This window comes from Pseudomonas sp. S35 (genome assembly GCF_009866765.1).
In the GTDB taxonomy this organism is placed as follows: Bacteria; Pseudomonadota; Gammaproteobacteria; order Pseudomonadales; family Pseudomonadaceae; genus Aquipseudomonas.
In genome coordinates, this window is the sequence record NZ_CP019431.1 from 2,150,016 (window position 1) to 2,166,570 (window position 16,555).

Genomic DNA, 16,555 nt, shown 5'->3' on the forward strand with positions numbered 1-16,555 from the left:
AACGCTCAGTGGCGTTTGTTGGCGTGAGCCCTATTCAATAGACATGGCTGCGGAAAGACATCGCAAATGCAATCTCCGCGATTGCGCATACATGTTGGAAATCGCCATGCGGCTGCGCTACGGACACCCTTCTGGACATTGGCGGACTTGTCGCCTTGGTTGCCCCACTAAGGCTGTTGTGTGTCGTTATGCCTGTGGCTCATGTCTAGAACGTGGACGGAAACGATCAAGTATCTGCAACAGATAGTCCTCTTCTGCTCTGTGTGCGAGACTTGAAAAGTTGCCGGCCCGTCGACCTACGAGGAAAAAGCACGCTCTATATCGGGTTCACGGAGCGAGCGTCATGGGGAGTGTCAAGTCCATCAAGACCGATTCGATATGGTCTTATATCCCCACGGTTTCACGAGGCGCGCGGGCCTGCTCAACGCCTGGTTAGACGCAGAGAAGTTCCAGCATTTCATGCTTAATTTGGCATCTTGATATATCGAGATAGCATCCAGCAGTGATTTGCTATGGATTTTTGAAGCTGCTGCATGTCGCTCCCAATTGAAGGCCAGACGGCGTGATCGACACCGTGACGGAGCCTGTGTATGACGCCGGGACTGGCGCTATCTGTTGATGCCACAGGGATAGCGAATGTTCGACAAATAGAACAGCGGGTTGCCTACGGAGAGAGCCGCATGCAAGTGACGTGGAATCGCGCCAACGTGCCGTGCACGTTAGCGCTCACGCTCAGGGGCCGACCTATTTCAGATTGTCCGCCTAAAGGGTGGATCGGCCAGTATCGCCGGTGCACAGCATCATCAACTGCGACTTGGTGTTGCGAGCGTACCGGCCAATTCTTATATCGAGAAATCTGGCAGAGCACTACGTGCAAGCTACGACTATAGCTACTGCCTAAGACTGAAAACGCCAAGCTGATCTTCGCGTGTCCAACCAGTCTTAAGGCCAGCCTCGATCGCTACGCACGCAGACCTACGGCGAAGCGGTCGATGCTTCGGCGATGATTCCGCTCACTCTGGAGATTTTCAGGGCAGAGAATCGTAGATTCAGGAAAGCTCAGGGGGAAGACGTACTTTCCATATGTTTCGTGCAATATAAAATTCGGTGAATAGCTTAGTCCACACAAGGTGACCAGCTTTCGGGTTACAAGGGCAAGATCCAGGATTTGGCGGTAGCACACCTGCACTATAGCTTCGATGCGGAGCTTCATTCTAAACTGAGAACAGACCTTTGGTACTTTTTATGAAGTTGCCACAGAGTGGACCGGCATGCCGCTTCCAACCCTTAAGTGTTAATAGGGATCCAACACGGCTGTAAAAATTTCTGGCTCTGACGGAATTCTGATTCACCCTAAAAAATGAGAAAACCATGATGAAAATAAAATTTGTTGCAATAGTTTCTGTTCTGATGGCATTGGCTGGATGTAATATCATTGCTAGCAAAACTAATATACTCAGTGATGAGCAAATAAAATCCCAGGCTGGCGGGGCCCTTGGGTATTCTCCTGAAGAGCTGGCTTTGGTGAGCCGTCGCACGGAAGGAACCAATACATTTGCCTTGGTGAAGTCCAAAGATAATCAACAGTTTAACTGCATTATCAATGGTGGCAATCTTTTGACATTTGGCATGACTAACCCGCCATCGTGCAGTAAGAAAGGTCAGCCAACCAATGCTACTCCATTCGGTGGTTGATTGTTATTTAAGATAATATCTGCTAAGAGTTCCTTAAATATTATTTGAGTTTTACTATTTTTTAGATTTGCTCTTGGCCTTATGGGTAGAAAGCATCAGGTTATGACTTTCATGACTTAAATTGTTGCATTGAATACGTGGGTATGGTTGTTGTGTGAAGAGCTTAAATCCACTTTTCGGTGGATTTGGCGTTTGAACAAAAAGGAGGACAAGTTGCAGAAGGTAATTTTCTTGTAATGCTCTGACTGCTGACTACACTTTTTATTCATGTAAAAATATGGAGGCTGTTATGACTTCTTCGAATAATGATCGCACTAGAACTGACCTAGGCGCTTCCCCCAATGTCAAAAAACCGAATGGGCCAGGACGCCCCATGCCTGAGGATGAAATCCCTTTCCAGGCAGATGTATGGAGAGAAAATGGGCGCGTCATCGGCGCTAATTTCAGGGGGCAGGTCGACACCGCCACATTCAACGGAAAGGTAAAGACCGGCCATGCCGAGGTGACCGTCGAGCAAGGAAATGCATTTGGTACGGCGTCTACAAACGGCACATCAATGGATGGCAGCGTGGGCTTCAAGACCACACAAGATCATTTTGAGTTCAGCGCATCGTTCACTCCCGGTGGTGAACTCAACGGCTCGGGCAAGGTCACTGTCGGAGCTGTTTCTTACGAATTTTCAAACAGTTCGGTTGGAACAACATTCAGCTTCGATAGCGGCGCCAGTGCCTCTATTAGTAGAGGCTTCGACGGAGCGTGGAACGCGAATTGGTCTTCACCGACGATAGGCGGCTTTCAAACTTCATTAGGCTTTGGCTCCAGCGGCGGCAGCTGGTCTATTAACGCCAACTTTACACTTAAGCAAAATTAATTTGCTAAGGTGACGCGCCCCCGGACTTTGCTTACTAGGGGGGGGGCGCTCCCTAACTACCAATGTGCTTGGAAATGCTAAACCCATTCCACGTTCTCCGAGTGATATCAGCTACCGTTCTTATAGTGGCAATTTCTAGTTGTGCCTCGATACAAGGCGGTTTGGATCGCTTCGATGACTGGCTAGGCCAGAAAAGCTCTAATGATGGACGGTACTTGGCCAGTTGCTACGAACCTGGCAACACCTTTGACGATACTACAGCTCCGCCGTGCGAACTCAGTATCAGAAGGCACTGCCCGAATGGATTCACCATCTTAAGTGTTGGTGCCATAGAAAATTCTAACCCCCGCAGCTTCACCGAGAAGTACAAAATTACGGCCGTCGCTCAGTGCAAGTGAAGTGCACCTGAAACACACGTAATGTCGCCCGTCGCTCGAACTGCCGCCGAGCCATCATGGCATGTGGACTGTGCATCGCCGATCGCTGGTTCAAAATGTATCGTATGGTGGCCGTTAGACCGCTCTGTCAGCTGTTCCATTGACTCCAGTGTTCCTGCATCTGGAGCCCCAGAAGAGGCAACAACACGAGCAAGGGGAGGGCTACGTGCTTGTAGACACCAGCTGTGGCTGGTGCAGACCAGCGGCTCGCGCCGTATTCGGTTTTCTCCTCACAACTTTCTCCATGCAGTTGATATTCCATGGATGCCAGCATTTGATCGTCAATCCTTCTCATAATCATGTGGTAACTTGAGCGCAGCCTTTTGGGCGACTGAGTTCAGTCCATAGCCCCGGCCACTTTTTGGAAGTTTCACCATCGGTGACCTTGGGGAGCCAGCGCTGCAAGTCAACCCCATTCGTTATGGTATCTGTGCATGTCTCTAATAAATCTGAAGAGAAAGAAAATCTCCGTCTATATTATCGAGCTAAGCGGAGAGAAGTGCTACGTTGGATAATCAAAAAATCCTGCTCAGAGAATAAAGGAGCACTTCGCCGGAGATGGATCATCATGGACCCGACTTCACAAACCGGTCGAAGTCTAAAAAATAATTGAAACAAATTTCAGTAGTTGGCGGGCAGCGCTAGAAATAGAGACACTTCTTACCCTTGAGCTGATGAAAATATACGGCTGGCAGAATGTTCGCGGTGGCCCATATAGTGCCAGTGTTTTTGTATGCGAACCTCTAACCCTCTCACAGCAACGGCAACGTTTGGAATTACGTGACAGCGATTTGTAGCTCGTGTCGTTCAGCCGATAACGCGACGGCACCCAAGACGCAGTGCGGCATGGTCATTGCTGGCCGACTCGCCGAAAAACATTTGACTGGGCTCTAGGACGGTATTTCCAGGCGGGAAAAATTCAAATGTGCCCCCAATTTTGCCCCCAGTGCATCAGGCCACGCGAGTGGCGATTTCCGGCAGAGCCAGATGGATTCAGATGGCTTTGAGTGTACGCCTAAACTGGGTGTCATCTCTGTGGCGGGGCACTCTAGCACCGCCCGCCGATCCATGGCGGTAGTACGAAGGTATTAGCAGTTTCTAGCGGATTCAGTGGTCGTGGTCTTCCGGACCGTCATGCAGTAGATGGAAGATGTTGCGCTTCATGCGGATGAATTGCGGGTCCATCACCATGTCCAGATTGCGCGGCCGGCCGATGGGCACGTCCAGCACCTCCTTGATCCGACCGGGACGGGCGCCCATGACGAAAATACGGTCGCCGAGCAGGATCGCCTCGTCGATATCGTGGGTGACGAACAGCACGGTTTTCTTGCTGTGTTCCCAGACCTTGAGCAGCAGTTGCTGCATCTGCAGGCGAGTCTGGCTATCAAGCGCGCCGAACGGCTCGTCCATCAGCAGGATTTGCGGGTCGTTCGCCAGAGCTCGCGCAATGGCCACACGTTGCATCATCCCGCCGGACAACTGCTTGGAGTAGTTGTCGGCGAAGCGCAGCAGGCCGACTTCGTTGAGGTAGAACTCGACGATTTCCTTGCGCTCGGCGGCGGGCACTCCACGGCGCTTGAGGCCGAACTCAATGTTCTTGCGCACGGTCAGCCACGGAAACAGCGTGTAGCCCTGGAACACCATGCCGCGATCGGCGCCGGGGCCGTCGACTTGCTGGCCACCGACGTAGATATCGCCAGAAGTCGGTTCGGCCAGGCCGGCGGTCAGATACAGCAGGCTCGACTTGCCGCAACCGGACGGGCCAACCAGCACGGCGAACTGCTGATCGGGAACATCGAACGAGACGCTGTCGAGCGCCGTGAAGGTGCTGCCCGATGGCGTCTGGTATTGCAAGGTGACGTTATCGACCCGCAAGCGTGGAGTGGCCGAAGCTGCCACGGGAGTCGGGCGAAGCTGAATCGGCGAAGTTGCAGTTACTGAGCCCATGCGGCCACCTTCAAGCGAAGAAGTCTGAAAAGTTGATCGGTGATCAGGCCCAACAGGCCGATGACCGCGATTGCCAGGAAAATCACGTCGACCTGAAACCCGCGCATGGCCTTGAGGCTCAGGTAACCCAGGCCGCTGGAGGCGGCGACCAGTTCGGCGACAACCAGATACGTCCAGGCCCAGCCCATGGTCACGCGCAGGGTGTCCAGCACGCCTGGCAGTGAGGCCGGGGCTATGACGTGCAGCACCGCGTCCGTGCGGCTCGAGCCCAGGGTGTACGACGCGTTGATCAGGTCTTTGGAAATCCCTTTGGAGACGTCGGCAATCATCACCAGTTGCTGGAAGAACACCCCGAAGATGATGATCGACACGCGCTGTTCCAGACCGATGCCGATCCACAGGATGAACAGCGGCACGAACGAGGTCACTGGCAGGTAGCGGATGAAGTTGACCAGCGGTTCGAGGAACGCTTGCACGACCCGGAAGCTGCCCATCAACAGCCCGATGGGCACGGCGACCACCGACGAGATGATGAAGCCGACCATCACCACTTCCACGCTGGCCCACACATGTGGGCCGAGGGTGCCATCACGGGCCAGGCGCATCGCGGCATCGAAGACCGCGCCCGGTGTCGGCAGGAACATCGCCGGCACCACGCCGCCATAGGAAAGAAAGGCCCAGAGGCCAATCAACAAGGCCCAGGCCAGACCGCTGGCGCTCCAGATCACCTGCACCGGCAGGCTGGTCTTGGGCGTCAGGCAACGGTTCAGCCACGAATTGCGCTTGGACATGAGGTGCTCCTGGTTATTTCGGGCTGATGAAACGGTTGTCGATCAGGTCGCTGTAGCTCACGTTGTACGGCTTGCCCTGCAAGTCGCTGGCGGTTTCGTTGGCCAGTTTGATGACCGTGGCGGCGTCGCCGGTGCTGCCGTTGCTGCCCAGCAGTTTTTCGCTCATGGCCTGGTCGTAGAAACGCACACCCTTGGCTGCGGCTTCCAGTTCAGCCGGGTCGGCGAGGTAGCCACCCACGCCCTTGGCCATGATCGCGTAGGCTTCTTTCGGGTGGTCCTTGGTGTACTGCACGGCTTTGTACAGGCCCGCAACCAGCGCCTTGACGTCAGCCTGTTGCTTGTCGATCACATCGCAGCTCAGGGCCACGACATCGACGATCACACCCGGCGTGGTGCTGCTGTCCACCAAAACCTTGCCCTGCTGCTTGTTGCGCACGGTAGTCAGGTGCGGCTCCCAAGTCACGGCGGCCGGTACGCGACCGGCGATGAAGGCGGTGGCGGCGTCGTCGGCGGTCATGTTCTGGATGGTCAGGTCGCTCATCTTCATGCCGGCATTTTTCAGCAGGTAGTTGAGCCAGAACTGCGACACCGAACCTTCGTTGACCGCAACTGCCTTGCCCTTGAGGTCCTGCAGGCTGTTGATGTCTTTGCCCACCAGCACACCGTCGCCGCCATGGCTTTCATCCAGCGCGGCCACGGCCTTGAAGCAGAACTGTGGACGGTACTTGAGGATTTCATCGAGGGTCGACGCCGAACCGGACAACTTGCCGGAGGCTTGAGCGGCCATGTACATCGAGGCTTCTTCGATGGTCGGCAGCTCGACGGTCAGGCCGCCTTCCTTGAAGTAGCCCAGATCCTTGGCCAGGTACAGGGTGCCGTAACCCACCCAGGTGGTGTGTCCGATGGACAGGGTGCCGGCCTGGGCGCCGCTGGCGATGCCGGCAGCCATTGCAGTCAGGGCCAGCGGACGCACGCAGCGCGATACGAAAGACTTGATCATTGAACACTCCCGGATGGTGATTTTTTAATTCGAATATGTCTCGGGGCAGTGGGGCTAGACGCCAAAAACTTGAAACGCTCGTGGCCTCTGACGGACCTTTTGCCTCTGTGGGGCAGGGTTGATGTTGGCCGATGTCGAGGGATACGAAAATTAGTAAATATGTGGTCCCTGATGAGGAAAAAACTGGGGTGGGAAAAGGTGTTCGAAGCTGGGGCAGGCGCAACAAAAACGCCGCTTCCCGGTGCAGGAATGCGGCGTTTACTGGCTTTGGAGCCCGTCTCGAAAATGGCCCGCGCCAGCGATCTGTCTCCCACAAGTACTGCGGCGCACCTGGACTGGGCGGGTAGCGCACGGTCCGTGGGAGGGAGCTTGCTCGCGAAGCTTTTCAGCTGATTGCGGCGGACATGGTGGTTTCTTTGATAGCGCTCTGAGTACTCCCACGCAAAATCATCTCCGCCGCCTTCTCCCCGATCATGATGCACGGGGCATTAGTATTGCCGCTGATCAAGGTCGGCATGATCGAGGCGTCGACCACTCGAAGGCCTTCGATACCGTGCACCTTCAGGTCCGGCCCGACCACGCTCATCGGGTCGACCCCCATCTTGCAGGTGCCCACAGGATGGAACACCGTCGCCGCGTACTCACGCACGTAGGTCATCAGTTGCTCGTCGGTCTGCACGTCTTTGCCGGGGAGCATCTCTGCGCCGCGAATGCCGTCGAATTGCTGATCGGCAAGGATCTTGCGCGCCAGCTTCAGCCCTTCGATCAGCACTTTTGCGTCTTCAGGGTCGGACAGAAAGTTGAAGTCAATGACCGGCTTGCCGCTCCGATCCAGGCGCAACTCGCCAATGCTTTTAGGTCGCAACACACAGGTGTGTACCGCATAACCGTGGCCCCATTCGAACAACCGCCCGCGATGGCTGCGATAACCCGGCACGAAGTGAAACTGCACGTCGGGCAGAGCCTCTGCCAGAGGCGTGCGCGCGAAGCCACCGGCTTCGACGTAGTTGGTGGTCAGCCATCCTTTCTTGCCGAGCACATAGCGCAGCGGCGCCAGCAGAATGCCCGGCAACGAACCGAGGGAAAACCCCAGTGTCAGCTGGCTTTTCGAGCGTACGGTGATCAAGCCGTCGAGGTGATCCTGCAGATTTTTGCCGACCCCGGGCAGGTCATGCTCGACCTTGATCCCGGCGTTTTTAAGTTCGCCGGCCGGACCGATACCCGAGGCCAGAAGCAGGCTCGGGCTGGCGAGAGAACCTGCCGACAGAATTACCTCGCGACGCGCAGTCAGGCGGGTTTGCTGCCCCTCCGACACTACCCGTACGCCCTTGGCCACACGCTGTTCGAGGATCAGCGATTGCACTGCGCAATCGGTGATGACCGTGAGGTTGGGTCGGTCGAGCACCGGCGCAACGAAGGCGCGATAACTGGACAGGCGTCTGGCGTCTTTCTGGGTCAGGTTGTAGATGCCACAACCCTCAAGCTGCTCGCCGTTGAAGTCATCGTTGCGGCGAATGCCGACCTTCTGCGCGGCTTTGACGAACAACTGCGACACCGGGTTCGGGTCGCGTGCGGCTTCAACGTTCAACTCGCCATGAAGGCCATGCAGGCGCGGGTCCTGACCGAGGCGGTTGTTCTCGGACTTCTTGAAAAACGGCAGCACGCTGTTCCAGTCCCAACCCGCGCAACCGGCGTCGGCCCAGCGGTCGTAATCGCTGGCATGGCCGCGAATGTAGATCATGCTGTTCATCGAACTCGAGCCACCCAACGCCTTCCCGCGTGGGGTGTGCAGGCTGCGACCGTTGAGGTTTTTCTGCGGCGCGGAGAAGAAATTCCAGCTGTACTTCTTGCTCTTGTACAGCGTGATGGTTCCGGCGGGCGTCTGGATACGCAGGTTGTTGTCATGGCTGCCGGCCTCGATCAGGCAGACGCTGACGGCCGGGTCCGCACTCAATCGGTTCGCCAGCACGCAACCGGACGAACCGGCGCCGACAATGATGTAGTCGAAGTCGGTTTTCATGCGTTCCTCCCGACGGCGCTCAGCGCCTGCTTGCGGCCGCGGCGCTGACTCGCCAGGTAGTAAACCGGCGAGATCACCAGCAGCCCGACGATCCACGACACATCGGCGCCGCCCATGGCCTTGGCGATCACCCCGGTGTACAACTCGGTGGCCATGAACGGGATCTGCACCAGAATGCCGAGCACGTAGCAGCCCACCGCCGTCCAGTTGAAATAGCCATAGATGCCGCCGTCGCGACGGAAGAACGAGGCCACGTCGTAGCTGCCGTGAGCGACCAGGTAGTAGTCCACCAGATTGATCGCGGTCCACGGCACCAGCACGTAAAGCAGCAGAAGAATGAAGTTGGTGTAGTTGGCCATGAAGTCGTCCTGCCCCAGCAATGCCAGGGTCAGCGAGATCGAGAACAGCACCAGCGCGGTGATCGCGCGGGAGAGGGCGCCGGCCGACCATTTAGGCACCAGCGTCTGACCGACCGTGATCGCCGAGAGCGTGCCGCAATACAGGTTCATCGCGTTGGTTGCGGCGATGCCGATGGAGAACACAGCGACCACCAGCGTCGCGATGCTGCCGGTCATTTCGATCAGCCCGGCAATAATGTCGCCTTCGACGCACAAACCGACGACCACCCCCAATGCCATCGGCAGGATCGAACCCAGGCAGCAGCCCCAGTAGCTGGACCAGAACGCGGCCTTGCCACCGGTATCGGCGGGCATGTAGCGCGAGTAGTCCGAGACGTAGGGCGCGTACGCCAGTTGCCACAGCGCCGCGATCGACAGGGTGCCGAGGAAGCCCGCCAGGTTCATTTCGTTGCGTTGCAGGAAGTCTGCTGGCAGGCCGTGCACGGCGATGATCCAGACGAAGCACAGCAGCAGAATCGCGCCGGACAGATAGGACATGATGCGCGTGTAGGCGTGTATCAGGCGATAGCCGAACACCGTCGCCACGACGCTGATCAGGCCCACCAGCACGATAGCCTGATTGGTGCTGAACATCGCGTAGCGGCTCTGCAGCGACTGCCCGCCAAGCACCAGATTGGAGGCGAAGAAGCCCAGATACATGATCACCACCAGGGCGACCACCAGCAGCGAGCCGTAGGAGCCGAACTGGCCGCGGGTCTGGACCATCTGCGGCACGCCCAGTTGCGGGCCTTGCGCCGAGTGCAGGGCCATGAAGATCCCGCCGATCAGGTTGCCGAGAATCAGTGCGGTCATTGCCGCCATGAACGGCAGCTTGAAGACGGTCACCGCCAACGCGCCGGTGACCACGGTCAGCAACATGATGTTGGAGCCGAACCAGATGGTGAAGAGATCGCGGGCGCGGCCGTGACGCTGATCGGCGGCGATGGGCTGGATGGTGCTCAGTTCGAGGGTTGCTGCGCTTGGTTCGTTGTTAGTCATGCGGATTCACTCAAGTTGTTCCAGGGCGACGACTTAGCGCAGCTGAAACCAGGTGGTTTTCAGCTGGGTGTATTTGTCGAAGGAATGCAGCGACAGGTCGCGGCCGAAGCCCGATTGCTTGCCGCCACCGAAGGGCACCGTCACGTCCAGAGCGTCCACGGTGTTCACCGACACGGTCCCGGCATTCAAGCGGCTGGCCACGCGATGGGCGCGGTTGAGGTCATCGCTCCACACCGATGCGGCAAGGCCGTAGATGTGATCGTTGGCCATCTGCACGGCCTGGTCTTCGTCGTCGAACGCAGTGATTGCAAGCACCGGGCCGAACACCTCTTCGCGGGATAGACGCATGTCCGGCGTAACGTGTGTGAAGAGGGTCGGCTGAATGAAATTGTTCGAGCCGTTGATCATCACCCGTTCGCCGCCCGCCACCAGACGCGCGCCGCTGGCACCGGCGTCGGCGATGTACTCCATCACCCGCGCCGCTTGAGTGGAATCGACGATGGCGCCCATTTTGCTCGAAGGATCGAGCGGATCGCCGGGCTGCCAGTGCTGCGCCTTTTCGATCATGCGCTCGACGAACTCGTCATGAATCGAACGCTGCACCAACAGCCGCGAGTTGGCCGAGCACACTTCGCCCTGATTGAAGAATATCCCGAAAGCGGCTTTCTCGGCCGCCAGATCCAGATCCTGACAGTCGGCGAACACCAGATTCGGGCTCTTGCCGCCGCACTCCAGCCACACTTGTTTGAGGTTCGACTGCGCGGCGTATTGCATGAAGTATTTGCCAACCTGCGTCGAGCCAGTGAACGCCAGCGCATCCACATCCGGATGCAGACCCAGCGCGCGACCGGCGTGTTCACCCAAACCGGTGATCACGTTGAACACGCCTTCCGGAACGCCCGCTTCAAGGGCCAATTGCGCCAGACGCAGTGCCGAAAACGGCGATTGCTCGGCGGGCTTGAGAATCACGCTGTTACCCGCCGCCAGCGCTGGGGCCAGCTTCCAGGCGGCCATGTCCAGAGGGAAGTTCCACGGCACCACCGCAGCGATCACGCCCAGCGGCACGCGGGTGATGGTCGCCAGGGTGCCGGGCCCGGTGGGCGCGACCTGATCGTAGAGTTTGTCGAGGCTTTCGGCGTACCAGGCGAAGACGTGGGCGCCGCCGGGCACATCGATGCTGTAGGCGTCCATCACCGGCTTGCCCATGCTCAGCGAGTCCAGCAGTGCCAGCTCTTCGCGATGCGCCAGAATCAACTCCGACAGGCGCAGCAGAATCGCCTTGCGCTCCTTGGGCTGCATGCGCGCCCACGGCCCGCTTTCAAAACTCTTGCGCGCGACGCGAACAGCCAGGTCGACATCCGCATCCGAACACGCCGCCACGTTTGCCAGCAAGGCATTGGTGGCGGGGTTGATGACGGCGAACGTCTCACCGCTCTGCGCCTGATGAATGTTCCCCGCGATCAGAGAAGCGTCGATGAAACGCTGGTGTTCGGCTAGGCGTTGCCAGCTTTTGAAATCCGTCACTGCACACACTCCTTCAATGGCCTCTGCGGACCATGTTCACGATCAGTGGTGCCGATAGTGGGCGATGTGGCAGGGGCAGGAAATTATTAAAAATGTCTTCGCTATCGATAAAAAAACTCGCCAATAACGCACCTTTACGGTGCGTTGCGCACCGTTTCGGGGTCAGTTTTTTTAGCTTCAGTGGGCAGGAATTTGCTTGTTTCTCATAGGCTTTGAACATCGCAGAATAGCGCGCAAGATCCGAGGTCACGGTTCAGCGAATTCGAGGTAGCAATGGCAGCCTACAACCTGCGACAACTCAAGTATTTCGTCACCACGGTGGAGTGCGGCAGCGTCGCCGAGGCGTCCCGCAAGCTGTACATCGCGCAGCCCTCGGTCTCCACCGCGATCAAGCACCTTGAAGAAAGCTTTGCCGTGCAGCTGTTCATTCGGCACCACGCTCAGGGCGTGTCGCTGACGCCCAGTGGCGCACGCTTCTACCGCAAGGCCCAGGAGCTGTTGCGGGTGGCCCACGAGTTTGAGCAGAACGCCCTGGCGGACAACGATGTGGTGGCCGGGCAAATCGATATCGGCTGCTTCGAAACCGTTGCGCCGCTGTACCTGCCTCGCTTGATTGCAGGGTTCCGTGATCGTTGGCCGGGAGTGGAAATCCGCATTCGCGATGGCGAGCAACAGGAACTGGTGCAGGCGCTAACCTCGGGCAGCATCGACCTGGCAATCCTCTACGAACACGATCTGGACAGCACCATCGACACCGCGCCTCTGATGGCGCCGCAGCAGCCGTACGCGCTATTGCCAGAAGGTCATCGCTTCGCCAATCAGGCCAAGGTTTCGCTCAATGATCTGGTGCTTGAGCCGATGGTGCTGCTGGACGTACAGCCGAGCCGGACCTATTTCGTCAGTATCTTCGAAGAGCGCGGACTGACTCCGCACATTCAGTTTAGCTCGCCGTCGATCGAGATGGTGCGTGGCATGGTCGGGCGCGGGTTTGGTTTCTCTATTCTGGTGACCCGGCCGAAATCCGATCTCACCTACGACGGACAGAAAGTGGTGTGTGTGCCGCTGGCCGAAGAAGTCACCGGCTCAGGATTGTCAGCCGCCTGGCTGCGTCGTTCGCAATTGACCAAACCGGCGCAGTTGTTTGTGGATCATTGTCGGGAAGAGTTGGCGCCGAAGTAGCGCCTGGAATCCGACATTCCACCTCTGTAGCCGCACGGCTGGCCGGCGGCGGCATATTCAAAGCCGCTACCGCCGGCAAACGGAGCGCCGCCCGGTCGTACGGCTACAGAGATTGTGTTGACTGGAGAATATCGACTATCCGCCGCAACATCGCATCACACCCATCCAGCTGCTCGACGCTGACAAACTCATCCGGCTTGTGCCCCTGGTCCATGCTGCCCGGGCCGCACACCACGGTGGGAATGCCGATAGCATCGAACAACCCGCCTTCGGTGCCGAAGGCCACGGTCGTGAACTCATCCGAACCACAGAACTGCGCAATCAACTGCGCCGCCTGGCTTTTCGCGTCGGTGACCAGGCCGGGGTACGCGGACAGCTCGGAGAAGCGGATGTCACTGCCCGCATTTACAGCGCGCATTTTCGGCAACACATGGGTCTCGGCGTATTGCTGAAGCTGCTCGGCAACGTCACGCGGATTCTGCGCGGGCAGCGCACGGACCTCGAAATCGAAGCGGCAGTCGGCCGGCACGATATTCAGCGCCTTGCCGCCGCTAATGACACCGGCCTGCACCGTGGTAAAAGGCGGATCGAAGCGCGGGTCGTGCAGATCCATAGCGCGCAGAGTCGTGCCGATGCGGCCCAGTTCGCCGATCAGCTCGGCTGCGTACTCGATGGCATTCACGCCCTGAGGCGCATACGCCGAATGGCAGGGTGCTCCATGCACATCGCAACGCATCGCCAGCTTGCCTTTATGGCCGAGCACCGGCTTGAGCTCGGTGGGCTCGCCGATGATACACAGGAGCGGCTTGACCGGCCGTTGCTCAAGCTCGGCGAGCAATGAGCGCACGCCCAGGCAACCGACTTCTTCGTCATAGGACAACGCGATGTGCACTGGCCTGTTCAACGGTGCAGCGAGCAGATCGGGGACCGCCGCCAGCACGCAAGCGATATAGCCTTTCATGTCCGCCGTACCGCGCCCGAACAGCCGGCCGTGGTGCTCACTGAGTTCAAACGGAGCGACCGTCCAGGGCTGATCGTCCACCGGAACCACATCGGTATGCCCGGACAGCACGATGCCCGGACGATCTGCCGGGCCGAGGGTCGCGAAGAGGTTGGCCTTGCTGCGCGGCTCGTTATAGATCAGCTCGCAGGGCACATCGAATTGCGCCAGATAATCGCGCACGAATTCGATCAGTTGCACATTCGACTCGCGACTGGTGGTGTCGAAAGCCACCAGCGCCGCCAACAGATCCCGGCTTTTGCTCATGTGTCGATCCTTGCCTGGTTCACCGGGGCCTTATTCGTCACCGGGCACGCCATAGCTCGGCGCCTTGGTCGGGTCGAGGGCGCGGGTGATGTAGTCCTGCATCTGCGGACTGTAGTCGCTCCACAGTTGCGCCAGTTTGCCGATAGGGTCTTCGTCGGCCCAATCCACGCGCAGGTCGACGATGGGCCAGGTCAGTTCGCCCACCACCACCAGTGCCGCGGAATGTACCGGGCCTGCTTCGCCACCGGCCGCGACGGCTGCCTGCATCGCCGCGATCAAACGGTCGGCCAGCTGACCGCCGCCGTTTTCGAACGTCTGCACCAGTGCTTCGATGACAGCGCGATCAGCGAGCATGTTGCCCGCACCGACGCATTGCTCACCGGCCAGTGCGTTGTGCGTGCCGAGGGTTTCGCTGCCGCTGAAGTGCGCGGTCTGGCCCAGGTGATCAATGGCGGTCAACTGACGAAACTGGCTGTAGCCGTTGCTGGTCAGCGCTTTGTCCAGCGCCTCGGCCGGAGACAGGCCGTTTTCTATCTGGTCGAGCACTTGCGGGCCGAGGGCGGGGAGGGTGATGTTCTGCGTGGCCACCGCACCCACTCCCGGACGCAGCCAGGGGCAGCGGGCACCCACGGCTAAGCTGGAAGAGCTGATGGCGATGCCCAATTGTCCTGTTTCGGCGCAACGGCCGACGATTGAAAACGTCATGGTGTGTTCGTCCTGTTCCGTCCTGACCTGCCATCCGCCGACCGGAGCGCGGGATACGCCGTCCGGTCGGGGATGGGACATGACTGCATTCTGTCGATGCGCAGCTGTTGGCGAAACGAGGTTTTTTGTGGAGCCTGGTTACGGAAAAACTTCTCAGCCAGTCGTGCCTGCTTACAGGCGTCCGTACTCGCGGGCGGTGCGGTCCACCGCGATGCGAGTCTTGTCCACCAATTCGTCCAGTTCAGCACGGGTGGCGACCAACGCCGGCGCCATGATCATGCGTCCCAGGGTGGAGCGGATGATGATGCCTTCCTCAAACCCGATGGTCCGGCAGCGCCAGGCCATGTCGTTTTCGTTGACGAAGCGTTTGCGCGTGGCCTTGTCTTCAGCGAACTGCAACGCAGCCACCAGGCCGATACCTTGGACTTCACCCACCAACGGGTGATTGCCGAACACCTCGCGCAGGCAGTTCTGCAGGTACGGCCCAGTGTCGTTTTTCACCTCCGTCACCACGCCTTCATCCCGCAGCGCCTTGAGGTTGGCGATCGCCACCGCTGCCGCCACCGGGTGCCCGGAATAGGTCAGGCCGTGGGCGAATACACCGCCTTTTTCAACCAGCGCTTCGGCCATGCGCCGCGACAGAATCAGCCCGCCCATGGGGATATAGCCCGAGGCCAAACCCTTGGCGATAGACAACGTATCGGGCTCGAAACCGAGTGTCTGGTGGGCAAACCATTCGCCGGTACGACCAAAGCCGCCGATCACCTCATCAACGCACAGCAGCACATCGTATTGGCGGCAGATGCGTTGGATCTCGGGCCAGTAGCTTTCAGGTGGGAAAATCATGCCGCCGGCGCCCTGGAACGGCTCTGCAACGAACGCTGCGACCTTGTCCGCACCCAGTTCGAGGATTTTGTCTTCCAGCTGGCGCGCTGCGCGCAGACCAAACTCTTCAGGGCTCAGGTCGCCGTTGTGGACGAACCAGTAGGGCTCATCGATGTGTGCCACATCCGGAATCGTGCCGCCCATTTCGTGCATGAATTTCATGCCGCCCAGCGCAGTCGCCGCCAGTGTCGAGCCGTGGTAACCGTTCCAGCGACCGATCATGACCTTCTTCTCGGGCTTGCCCATCACCTGCCAGAACTTGCGCACGGTGCGGATCAGCACCTCGTTGACCTCGGAGCCGGAGTTGGTGTAGATCGCGTGGCTGTAGTGCGCAGGCAGCAGGCTGAACAGCAGTTCAGAGAGCTCGATCACCCAGGGTGAGTGGTGTGGAAGAACATGTTGTAGTAAGGCAACTGCTCCAGCTGAGTGCTGGCGGCATCGGCGAGGTCTTTGCGCCCGTAACCGAGGTTGGTACACCACAACCCCGACATGCCATCCAGGTAGCGATTGCCGTCGCTGTCCCACAACGCCAGCCGATCCCCTCTGACCATCACCCGTGGACCTTCTTCGTTGAAGGCTTTCTGGTCGACGAACGCATGGATGTGATGCGCGGCATCGGACGCCTGATAATCGCTCGTGGTGCGGCTGCTGTTGAGTTCAGTATCGAGTTCGATGGACCTTGCGGGTCTCCAGATAAAGCGCCCGATGCTCGCCATTACGAGGCGGCGAAGGCTGGCCGGGGGGTGTTGTGACATAAGTTTTGGCAGCTAAAGATATTTTTCTAAAGAAAATATTTGTGGAGAAAAAATACAAATCCGTACTCTGAGCGGCATCGTA

At 58.4% G+C, this 16,555-nt stretch carries 12 protein-coding genes and 2 pseudogenes; 4 read left to right on the top strand and 10 right to left on the bottom strand.

Going from position 1 to position 16,555, the window contains the following annotated elements:
* The first annotated feature begins 893 nt into the window (after positions 1-893).
* The 3 genes and pseudogenes from PspS35_RS09825 to PspS35_RS09835 all read left to right on the top strand — a co-directional run bounded on the left by PspS35_RS09825 (position 894) and on the right by PspS35_RS09835 (position 2,566).
* Positions 894-1,111: pseudogene (locus PspS35_RS09825) on the top strand (DUF2274 domain-containing protein).
* A 260-nt stretch (positions 1,112-1,371) separates the two neighbouring features.
* Complete coding sequence (locus PspS35_RS09830) at positions 1,372-1,695, top strand: hypothetical protein (protein WP_238786010.1); 324 nt, start codon at positions 1,372-1,374, stop codon at positions 1,693-1,695.
* A gap of 373 nt (positions 1,696-2,068) precedes the next feature.
* Positions 2,069-2,566 carry a hypothetical protein gene (locus tag PspS35_RS09835; protein WP_159933954.1) on the top strand — a complete coding sequence of 166 codons (498 nt, stop codon included), beginning with the start codon at positions 2,069-2,071 and terminating at the stop codon, positions 2,564-2,566.
* Between the two features lie 525 nt (positions 2,567-3,091).
* Here PspS35_RS09835 and PspS35_RS09840 read toward each other — a convergent pair.
* The 7 genes from PspS35_RS09840 to PspS35_RS09870 all read right to left on the bottom strand — a co-directional run bounded on the left by PspS35_RS09840 (position 3,092) and on the right by PspS35_RS09870 (position 11,682).
* A complete protein-coding gene (locus tag PspS35_RS09840) occupies positions 3,092-3,277 on the bottom strand; it encodes a hypothetical protein (RefSeq protein ID WP_159933956.1) in 186 nt (61 codons plus the stop codon).
* 833 nt (positions 3,278-4,110) lie between these two features.
* On the bottom strand, positions 4,111-4,950 hold the full coding sequence (locus PspS35_RS09845) for an ABC transporter ATP-binding protein (protein WP_159933958.1): 840 nt from the start codon (positions 4,948-4,950) through the stop codon (positions 4,111-4,113).
* On the bottom strand, positions 4,938-5,741 hold the full coding sequence (locus PspS35_RS09850; RefSeq protein WP_159933960.1) for an ABC transporter permease: 804 nt from the start codon (positions 5,739-5,741) through the stop codon (positions 4,938-4,940). Before PspS35_RS09850 ends, PspS35_RS09845 begins: the two co-directional genes overlap by 13 nt.
* A 13-nt stretch (positions 5,742-5,754) precedes the next feature.
* Positions 5,755-6,741, bottom strand: coding sequence for an ABC transporter substrate-binding protein (locus PspS35_RS09855; RefSeq protein WP_159933962.1), 987 nt, complete (start codon positions 6,739-6,741; stop codon positions 5,755-5,757).
* A gap of 385 nt (positions 6,742-7,126) precedes the next feature.
* Complete coding sequence (locus tag PspS35_RS09860) at positions 7,127-8,761, bottom strand: GMC family oxidoreductase N-terminal domain-containing protein (RefSeq protein WP_159933964.1); 1,635 nt, start codon at positions 8,759-8,761, stop codon at positions 7,127-7,129.
* Positions 8,758-10,158 carry a cytosine permease gene (locus PspS35_RS09865; RefSeq protein WP_159933966.1) on the bottom strand — a complete coding sequence of 467 codons (1,401 nt, stop codon included), beginning with the start codon at positions 10,156-10,158 and terminating at the stop codon, positions 8,758-8,760. Before PspS35_RS09865 ends, PspS35_RS09860 begins: the two co-directional genes overlap by 4 nt.
* 33 nt (positions 10,159-10,191) lie before the next feature.
* Positions 10,192-11,682, bottom strand: coding sequence for an aldehyde dehydrogenase (locus PspS35_RS09870; protein ID WP_159933968.1), 1,491 nt, complete (start codon positions 11,680-11,682; stop codon positions 10,192-10,194).
* Positions 11,683-11,955: 273 nt separating this feature from the next.
* Between PspS35_RS09870 and PspS35_RS09875 the strand changes: the two genes are divergently transcribed.
* Positions 11,956-12,861, top strand: coding sequence for a LysR family transcriptional regulator (locus tag PspS35_RS09875; RefSeq protein WP_081569071.1), 906 nt, complete (start codon positions 11,956-11,958; stop codon positions 12,859-12,861).
* Positions 12,862-12,964: 103 nt separating this feature from the next.
* Here PspS35_RS09875 and argE read toward each other — a convergent pair whose 3' ends face one another.
* From argE to PspS35_RS09890, 3 genes and pseudogenes are all read right to left on the bottom strand, one after another.
* Positions 12,965-14,128: an acetylornithine deacetylase gene (gene argE / locus PspS35_RS09880; protein ID WP_159933970.1), complete on the bottom strand. Its 1,164-nt coding sequence runs from the start codon at positions 14,126-14,128 to the stop codon at positions 12,965-12,967.
* Positions 14,129-14,158: 30 nt separating this feature from the next.
* Entirely contained in the window at positions 14,159-14,833 is a 675-nt protein-coding gene (locus PspS35_RS09885) for a DUF1028 domain-containing protein (RefSeq protein ID WP_159938017.1), read from the bottom strand.
* A 171-nt stretch (positions 14,834-15,004) separates the two neighbouring features.
* Positions 15,005-16,434: pseudogene (locus PspS35_RS09890) on the bottom strand (aspartate aminotransferase family protein).
* Positions 16,435-16,555: the final 121 nt, after the last annotated feature.

Bases quoted from the DNA above. Each gene is read 5' to 3' on its own strand.
- PspS35_RS09830 (WP_238786010.1), top strand. From the start codon at position 1,372: ATGATGAAAATAAAATTTGTTGCAATAGTTTCTGTTCTGATGGCATTG.
- PspS35_RS09835 (WP_159933954.1), top strand. From the start codon at position 2,069: ATGCCTGAGGATGAAATCCCTTTCCAGGCAGATGTATGGAGAGAAAAT.
- PspS35_RS09840 (WP_159933956.1), bottom strand. From the start codon at position 3,277: ATGCTGGCATCCATGGAATATCAACTGCATGGAGAAAGTTGTGAGGAG.
- PspS35_RS09845 (WP_159933958.1), bottom strand. From the start codon at position 4,950: ATGGGCTCAGTAACTGCAACTTCGCCGATTCAGCTTCGCCCGACTCCC.
- PspS35_RS09850 (WP_159933960.1), bottom strand. From the start codon at position 5,741: ATGTCCAAGCGCAATTCGTGGCTGAACCGTTGCCTGACGCCCAAGACC.
- PspS35_RS09855 (WP_159933962.1), bottom strand. From the start codon at position 6,741: ATGATCAAGTCTTTCGTATCGCGCTGCGTGCGTCCGCTGGCCCTGACT.
- PspS35_RS09860 (WP_159933964.1), bottom strand. From the start codon at position 8,761: ATGAAAACCGACTTCGACTACATCATTGTCGGCGCCGGTTCGTCCGGT.
- PspS35_RS09865 (WP_159933966.1), bottom strand. From the start codon at position 10,158: ATGACTAACAACGAACCAAGCGCAGCAACCCTCGAACTGAGCACCATC.
- PspS35_RS09875 (WP_081569071.1), top strand. From the start codon at position 11,956: ATGGCAGCCTACAACCTGCGACAACTCAAGTATTTCGTCACCACGGTG.
- argE (WP_159933970.1), bottom strand. From the start codon at position 14,128: ATGAGCAAAAGCCGGGATCTGTTGGCGGCGCTGGTGGCTTTCGACACC.
- PspS35_RS09885 (WP_159938017.1), bottom strand. From the start codon at position 14,833: ATGACGTTTTCAATCGTCGGCCGTTGCGCCGAAACAGGACAATTGGGC.